The sequence below is a fragment of the Brevundimonas sp. genome, assembly GCF_019636155.1.
In the GTDB taxonomy this organism is placed as follows: domain Bacteria; phylum Pseudomonadota; class Alphaproteobacteria; order Caulobacterales; family Caulobacteraceae; genus Brevundimonas.
Genome location: NZ_JAHBYB010000009.1, coordinates 104,420 through 111,691 on the forward strand (window position 1 = coordinate 104,420; position 7,272 = coordinate 111,691).

Consider the following 7,272-nt stretch of genomic DNA (forward strand, 5'->3'; position numbering starts at 1 on the left):
GCCCTCCCCTAGCCGCCGCAAAGTTCGGCGAAACGGCGCAGCTTGGCCATATGGGCGGCCGGAACCTCGACCGACCGTTCCTGCCCCGCCACCGCCAGGGTCAGCCGGCCGCTGTCGACGAAGGCGGCGAAGACGGGATGGTCCACGCGCAGGGCGGCCTTCAGCCGGCCTGTGCGGCCCACCTCGGCCTGTGTCGCCGCCGAGGCCGCGCCAGACCGCAGGGTCGCCGCCCCGCCCTCGCCCGTCTGGCCGTACAGGGCCAGTTGGGCCACCCCGTCGCCCGGCTGGCATTCCAGGGTGGCGCGCAGACGGGCCGTGTCGGGGACGTCATTGGCCAGGACCACGGGGCCGTCGCCCTCATACAGGCTCCAGGTCCAGGCCGGAGCCGCCGCCTGAAGCGCCAAGGCCGAAACGGCCGCCAGCAGATGGATCATGGTCGCAGCGCCCCGCTTGCCTTCCGGCGGATTTTGCTCAGGCGCGGCGCGCTCCGCAATAGGCCAGGAATTCGGCCGCCAGACGACGCTCGTCCTTGGTGGCCGGCAGCACGCCCCGGCCCGCGTCGCCGCCGACCGGCAGCACGCCGTCGCGGGCCAGGCCGGTCAGGGCCGGATCGTTCAGGCCGATGCGGGTTTCCGCCTCCAGTCCGCCGGTCATCGGGTCGATGGCGGCCGGATAGGTCATGAAGGCCTGGATCAGGCGCGCGCCCAGGGGCTGGACCTCGCCATAGACGACGGCCTGGGTGGCGCCGGGCTCGCACGTCATCATGATGGCCAGCTGGTCGGAATTGGCCACGCCATAGGCCAGCTTGGCCATCGTCCCTTCATGGCTGAGATGCCAGCCCATGGCCGGCGACGCCTCGGCCGCGGCCTCGGTGGCGGGATCGGCGCCGTAGGACTGGACCGCGAAGGCGGCCAGGCCCAGGGCGGCGGCGGCGGGGATCAGGGTCTTCAGCATGATGGGCGCTCGCATTCGAGTGCTGAACGCGGGCGTCCGTTAACGGTTCACGGCAAAGCTGGGGCCCTTTCGCGCTCAAGCCGCGAGCGACCGCGTCGCGAGCATAGCGCCCCTTAGAACGGGCTGAACCGTTCGACCAGGCTCTGGGCCGCCGGGGTGGCCTGGACCCGACTGATGTCGCCGCGCCCGCCATAGCTGATGCGCGCCTCGGCGATCTGGGTGTGGCTGATGGTGTTGCCGGCCGAGATGTCCTCGGGCCGGACGATGCCGGCGACGGTCAGTTCGCGCACTTCGCGGTTGGTGCGCACTTCCTGCCGACCCTGGATCACCAGATTGCCGTTGGACAGCACCTCGGTAACCACCGCGGCTATGGTCAGGTTCACCTTCTCGGCCCGGTTGACCGAGCCCGAGCCGGTGGCGTTGGACTGGCCTTCCAGACCGATCATGTTCTGGGGGTCGAAGCCGCCCGGGAAGGCCCGGCCCAGACTGTTCTCCAGGCCGAAGAAATTGCTGACCCCGCCCGAGATGTCGTTGGAGCGGCTGCGGTTGGTCGAATTCTGGGTCTGGGCCCGGTCGTCGATATTGATGTTGACCGTCAGGATATCGCCGATATGGCGCGCCCGCTGGTCCCCGAAGAAGGTCCGGGCGCCCGAGCGCCACAGGCTGTTGGCGCTGGCCGGGGTCGCCTCCACCCGCGCCTGGGGCGACGGCAGATAGGCCTGCTGCACCGGCACCAGGGCGGCGGGATAGCCGATGGGCGCCAGTTCGGGCCCGCGCACCGTCTCGGCCACGGTCGAGCAGGCCCCAAGGATCAGGGCGGCGGCGGACACGATCAGAAACTTACGCATGACGGAGATTCCTAGCGGGCGGCGAACTGTTGCAGGGCGGCGTTGCGGGCGGCCTGGGCGGCGGGGCCGGCCATGGCCTGGCCCGGGCCGATGGCGACGGCGTCGATCAGCCGGCCCGAGGTGGTGTTCAGAACCGCCACCGGCTCGCCCACGGCGGCGTTCCTCTGGGCTCGGCCCATGACGGTCAGGGTCACCCCGCCGACCTGATAGGCGACGGTGACGATGTCGTTGCGGGCGATCACCCGCTCGGCGTTCGCGGCCGGCCGCGCCACGGCGGCCGCTGCGGGCGCGGCGGCGGCGGGCGCCCCCGCCTGCGGCTGGGCGGCGCCCGGCGACAGGGCCGCGTTGCGGACCACGACCCGGCGCAGTCCCTGGGGGTTGGACCATTCCAGGCCCGACTGGCGCGCCAACAGCTGCAGCTGGCCGGCCTCCAGCACCACCGAGGGTCCGGAGCGGACGGCCACCTGGACATCGGCGGCGGCCCCCGCCCCGTCGAACAGGTCGCCCAGGGTCACCCGCCCGTCGGAATCGACCGGCTGGGCCTTCAGGACGACCGGCCCGCACAGGGCCGGGGTGGCGGCCATAAGGGCGGCGACGGCGGCGACCAGGGCGGCGGTCCAGCGGCCGCGGCGGCCCAGCAGCGGCGGACGCGGCGGCGGGTTCAGGGGGAAGAGGATGCTCATCAGTTCTTCACCTGGGCGGCGACCGACAGCATGTCGTCGGCGGTGGTGATGACCTTGGAGTTCATCTCATAGGCGCGCTGGGCCACGATCAGGGCGCTGATCTCGCTGACCGCGTCCACGTTGGACGCCTCGGTATAGCCTTGCAGCACCTGGCCGAAGCCGACCTCGCCCGGCGCCCCGGCCGTGGCCGGACCGGACGCCGTGGTCTCCAGCATCAGGTTGTCGCCGATGGCCTCCAGCCCCGCCTCGTTGAAGAAGGTGGCCAGCTCCAGTTGGCCGACGATCGACGGCTCGGTCTGGCCCTGGGTGATGACCTGGACCTGGCCCGACTTGGAGATGGAGACGTCGACCGCGTCCTGGGGGATGCTGATGGCCGGCTGGACCTGATAGCCGTCGTCGGTGACCAGCTGGCCCTCGCCGTTGACGGCGAAATTCCCGGCCCGGGTGTAGGCCGTCTCGCCCGAAGGCAGGATGACCTGGAAATAGCCGCGCCCGTCGATGGCCAGGTCGTAGCGGTTGCCGGTCTGGGTCGGGGTGCCCTGTTCGGTGATGCGATAGACGCTGCCGGCCTTGACCCCCGCGCCGATCTGGATGCCCGTCGGCACCACCGTGCCCTGGGTCGAGGACTGGGCCCCCATCCGTTCGACGTTCTGATACAGCAGGTCCTGGAACTCGGCCCGCTGGCGCTTGAAGCCGACCGTGTTCATGTTGGCGATGTTGTTGGAGATGACCTCCACGTTCAGCTGCTGGGCCAGCATGCCCGAGGCGGCGGTTCTCAGAGCGCGCATGTCTGTTCCTCCTTGTCGCTAACGCTCGGCGCGCGGCGCCTCGCTGCTTGAGCGACGGTCATCATGAAGCCCGGCCCAGGCGCTCGACGGCGCGCCGGGACAGGTCGTTGGTGTTCTCGATCATCCGGGTGATCCGCTCGTAGGCGCGGCTGATCTCGATCAGATTGGTGATTTCCAGGATCGAATTGACGTTCGAGGCCTCCAGCATCCCCTGGCGGACGCGGGCGTCGGCGGCGTCCACGGCCGCGGCGTTGGAGGCGTTGCGGTAGAGGCCGTCCCCGTCCTTCGACAGGGCCGACAGGGCGTCGAACCGGACCAGCTTCAGCCGCCCGACCGCCTGGCCCTGCTGGCTGACCGTGCCGTCCGCCGCCACGGCGGCCTCGCCGCGCGCGGGGTCGAGGACGATCTCGCCGCCCTCGCCCTGGACCGCATGGCCGGCCTCGGTGACCAGCCGGCCCTCCGGGTCCACAGTGAAGGCGCCGTCGCGGGTGTAGGCCAGGCCCTGGCCCGTCTGCAGTTCGAAGAAGACGCCCTCGCCCTCGATGGCGAAGTCCAGGGGCCGCCCGGTCTGGCTGAGGGCGCCCTGGCCGTAGTCGCGGCCCACCCCGTTATCCAGAACGAAGCTGACGCCCGGCCGCACCGCGTCGTTGCGGGCGCGCTGGCCGACCTCGGTCCCCAGCAGGAGCTGCTCGGCCTTGAAGCCCGTGGTGTCCGCATTGGCGATGTTGTTCGCCGCGATGTCGAGTTCGCGGCGAAGCGTCATCTGGCGGGACAGTCCGATGTAGGCGGCGTTTTCCACGAAAGGGCTCCTTCGCCCCTCGCTCTCGCAACCCCCGTGCCAACAGGGTTAATGCAGGCGTGGCGGGGATTTGAGCCTGATGCAGCCCCCCGGCGCCCGGCAGGATTTGCCGTTCCTAAACGTCCCGTTAACCAAAACCGCCCCATCTGAGGGTGGGATCATCCGGGGCGTCGCGCGCGCATGCTGAAACTGGGCAAGAAGAAGGACAAGGCCGCCGCCTCGGACGCCGAGGTTCCGGCCGTCGTCGAGGGCGAGCCCGGCGTCGAGGGCGAGGGCGAGGCCGCGCCCAAGAAGAAGAAACTGCCCCTGCTGTTCATCATCGTCCCGGCGGCCCTGGTGGTGCTGGGCGGCGGCGGCGGCGCGGCCTTCTTCCTGATGAAGCCCAAGCCGGCCCAGGCCCACGGCGCCGAGGCGGCCGGCGAGGATCACGGCGAAAAGGCCGGCGGCCACGGCAAGTCCGAGAAGAAGAAGGGCGGCGGCGGTCACGGCGGCGGCAAGGAGGGCGCGGCCGATCCGTCCAAGGGCGTGATCTCCGAAGGGCCGGACGGCGTCACCTTCTACACCCTGCCCGACCTGGTGGTGAACGTTCAGGCCGCCGACGGCCGGCCCACCTTCCTGAAGCTGAAGCTGACCCTGGAGATGAAGGACGCCGCCCTGGCCGAGCACCTTCAGGCCGAGTCGCCGCGGATGCAGGACATGTTCCAGGGCTTCCTGCGCGAACTGCGCCCCGAGGAGATGCAGGGCTCGGCCGCCACCTATCAGCTGAAGGCCGAACTGCTGCGCCGGGTCAATCTGATCGCCGCGCCGGGCAAGGTGGACGCCGTGCTGATCGAAGAAATGCTGGTGCAGTAGGCGATGAACGACGCGGTCCAGGATCCGCCCGTCGCCGACGAGGCCGAACACCGCCCCCTCCCCGGTTCGGAGCGGGTGCTGAACCAGGACGAGATCGACAGCCTTCTGGGCTTCGAACTCGGCGAGGGGGACGACGGCGAACGCACCGGCATACGCGCCATCATCAACTCGGCCCTGGTGTCCTACGAACGCCTGCCGATGCTGGAGATCGTCTTCGACCGCCTGGTGCGGCTGATGACCACCAGCCTTCGCAACTTCACCTCGGACAATGTCGAGGTGAGCCTGGACAACATCAGCTCCATCCGCTTCGGCGACTATCTGAACTCCATCCCCCTGCCCGCCATCCTGGCCGTCTTCCGCGCCGAGGAGCTGGACAACTACGGGATGCTGACGGTCGATTCGAACCTGATCTATTCGATCGTCGACGTGCTTCTGGGCGGACGCCGGGGCACCGCGGCCCTGCGGATCGAGGGCCGGCCCTACACCACCATCGAACGGGTGCTGGTGCAGCGGATGGTCGAGGTCGTGCTGAACGACGCCTCATCGGCCTTCGAGCCGCTGACGCCGGTGCATTTCAACCTGGACCGGCTGGAGACCAACCCCCGGTTCGCGGCCATCGCCCGGCCGGCCAACGCCGCCATCCTGGTCAAGCTGCGGATCGACATGGAGGACCGGGGCGGGCGCATCGAACTGCTGCTGCCCTACGCCACCCTGGAGCCGATCCGGAAGATGCTGCTGCAGCAGTTCATGGGCGAGAAATTCGGCCGCGACAACATCTGGGAAGGCCACCTGGCCACCGAGCTCTGGACCACCGACACCGAGGTCCGCGCCGTGCTGGACGAACAGCAGGCGCCCCTGTCCAAGGTGCTGGACCTGAAGGTCGGCGACACCCTGATGCTGAACGCGACGCCGGATTCCCACATCTCGATCCGCGCCGGCTCCATCCCCCTGACGACCGGCAAGATGGGTCGCAAGGGCCAGCATATCGCCGTGCGCGTCGAAGGGCCGATCAACCCCGAGGCGGCCGGATCCCTGATGAGGAAAAGCCGATGATCGGCGTGGTCATGGACGCCCTGTTGATGCTGCTGCTGGCGGCCGCCCTGGGCTATGGCGTGCGGCTGGAACGGCGGCTGAAGACCCTGCGCGAGGGTCAGATGGCCTTCGCCGGCGCCGTCAACGAGCTGAACCTGGCCGCGTCCCGCGCCGAGGCGGCCCTGGCCTCCCTGCGCGCCTCGGGGCAGGAGACCGACCTTCTGCACGACAGGATCGTCAAGGCCCGCGCCCTGAAGACCGAGCTGGAAACCCTGATCGCCCGGGCGCCGACGCAAACGCCTCTCCCTCCCCGCACCCGGGAGGGTGTCGGCGAAGCCGACGGGTGGGGGCGGCCGGGCGCTTCACGCACCGACGGCGCCCCGACCGCCGAACCCACCCCACCCGGTCGCTCCGCGACCACCCTCCCCCTCGGGGGGAGGGAGAGTCTCAGGCCCGTCTCCGGCGGCCTGCTGAGCCCGGAACAGGTCGAACGCTTCACCCCGGTGCTCCAGGCCCTGGCCGCTAACCAGGCCGCTAAGCAAAGCCTCAACCGCGCGCGCCGCAGTCTGGATGAAGACCTGTTCGCCGCCTGATTTCCGAAGAGTAGTCCCATGGCCCGCCTGCCCCGCATCCTGCCGCTCGTCGCCATCGCCATCGGAGGCGTCGTGGCCGTGCGCGCCATCGGGGTGGCCCCGGGTCTGTTCGAGGGCGCCAAGGCCTGGGCCGAAGAGGCCGTCCCGGCGGCCGAGGGCGCGGCCCCGGCCCGCGCCGCCCCCGCCGTCTGCGCCTTGTCGCCGGAACAGCTGGCCCAGCAGGCCGGACTGTCGCCCGCGGAACTGCGCGTCATCCAGTCGCTGAAGGACCGCCGGGCCGAACTGGACATCCGCGACAACGACTTCGCCACCATGCTGCCCCTGATGGCCGCGGCGGAACAGAAGCTGGACGCCCGGACCCAGGCCCTGACCGCCCTCAAGGCCGAACTGCAGACCCTGCTGGGCCAGGTGGACGAGCGCGAACAGGCCGAGATCGACCGCATGGTCGCCGTCTATTCCGCCATGCGCCCCAAAGAGGCGGCGCGGGTCTTCGCCTCGCTGGACGACCGGGTGCGCCTGCCTGTCGCCGCCGCCATGCGGCCCCGCGCCCTGGCCGCCATCATGGCCCAGATGGACCCGGCCGCCGCCCGCCAACTGACCGAGAAACTGGCTCGCCGCTTCGAGAGCCAGCAAGCCGCCGCCCAGGCCGCCATCGCCGCCAGCGCGACCGAGACCGCCGCCGTCCCGGCGCCTGCCCCCGCGCCGGCCCCGGCGGCCGCCGCG

At 70.6% G+C, this 7,272-nt stretch carries 10 protein-coding genes; 4 read left to right on the forward strand and 6 right to left on the reverse strand.

Annotation, left to right across the window (positions count from 1 at the left end; all coding sequences use genetic code 11):
• Positions 1–8: 8 nt before the first annotated feature.
• The 6 genes from KF910_RS11010 to flgF all read right to left on the reverse strand — a co-directional run bounded on the left by KF910_RS11010 (position 9) and on the right by flgF (position 4,072).
• Entirely contained in the window at positions 9–434 is a 426-nt protein-coding gene (locus KF910_RS11010; RefSeq protein WP_292262659.1) for a hypothetical protein, read from the reverse strand.
• A gap of 37 nt (positions 435–471) precedes the next feature.
• On the reverse strand, positions 472–954 hold the full coding sequence (locus KF910_RS11015; RefSeq protein ID WP_292262664.1) for a hypothetical protein: 483 nt from the start codon (positions 952–954) through the stop codon (positions 472–474).
• A 113-nt stretch (positions 955–1,067) separates the two neighbouring features.
• Positions 1,068–1,802 (reverse strand): flagellar basal body L-ring protein FlgH, encoded by a 735-nt coding sequence (gene flgH / locus KF910_RS11020; RefSeq protein WP_292262687.1) that lies wholly within the window; start codon positions 1,800–1,802, stop codon positions 1,068–1,070.
• Positions 1,803–1,813: 11 nt separating this feature from the next.
• Positions 1,814–2,386, reverse strand: a complete 573-nt coding sequence (locus KF910_RS11025) for a flagella basal body P-ring formation protein FlgA (RefSeq protein ID WP_416354703.1) — start codon at positions 2,384–2,386, stop codon at positions 1,814–1,816.
• A gap of 98 nt (positions 2,387–2,484) precedes the next feature.
• A complete protein-coding gene (gene flgG, locus KF910_RS11030; RefSeq protein WP_292262703.1) occupies positions 2,485–3,273 on the reverse strand; it encodes a flagellar basal-body rod protein FlgG in 789 nt (262 codons plus the stop codon).
• A 61-nt stretch (positions 3,274–3,334) separates the two neighbouring features.
• On the reverse strand, positions 3,335–4,072 hold the full coding sequence (gene flgF / locus KF910_RS11035; protein ID WP_292262708.1) for a flagellar basal-body rod protein FlgF: 738 nt from the start codon (positions 4,070–4,072) through the stop codon (positions 3,335–3,337).
• Positions 4,073–4,252: 180 nt separating this feature from the next.
• Here flgF and KF910_RS11040 point away from each other — a divergent pair, with 180 nt between their 5' ends.
• The 4 genes from KF910_RS11040 to KF910_RS11055 all read left to right on the forward strand — a co-directional run.
• Positions 4,253–4,924 carry a flagellar basal body-associated FliL family protein gene (locus KF910_RS11040; protein WP_292262712.1) on the forward strand — a complete coding sequence of 224 codons (672 nt, stop codon included), beginning with the start codon at positions 4,253–4,255 and terminating at the stop codon, positions 4,922–4,924.
• 3 nt (positions 4,925–4,927) lie between these two features.
• Positions 4,928–5,977, forward strand: a complete 1,050-nt coding sequence (gene fliM, locus KF910_RS11045) for a flagellar motor switch protein FliM (RefSeq protein ID WP_292262718.1) — start codon at positions 4,928–4,930, stop codon at positions 5,975–5,977.
• On the forward strand, positions 5,974–6,549 hold the full coding sequence (locus tag KF910_RS11050; protein WP_292262730.1) for a DUF6468 domain-containing protein: 576 nt from the start codon (positions 5,974–5,976) through the stop codon (positions 6,547–6,549). Before fliM ends, KF910_RS11050 begins: the two co-directional genes overlap by 4 nt.
• Positions 6,550–6,567: 18 nt before the next feature.
• Positions 6,568–7,272 (forward strand): MotE family protein (locus tag KF910_RS11055; protein ID WP_292262740.1); only part of this gene is annotated, 705 nt, incomplete at its 3' end.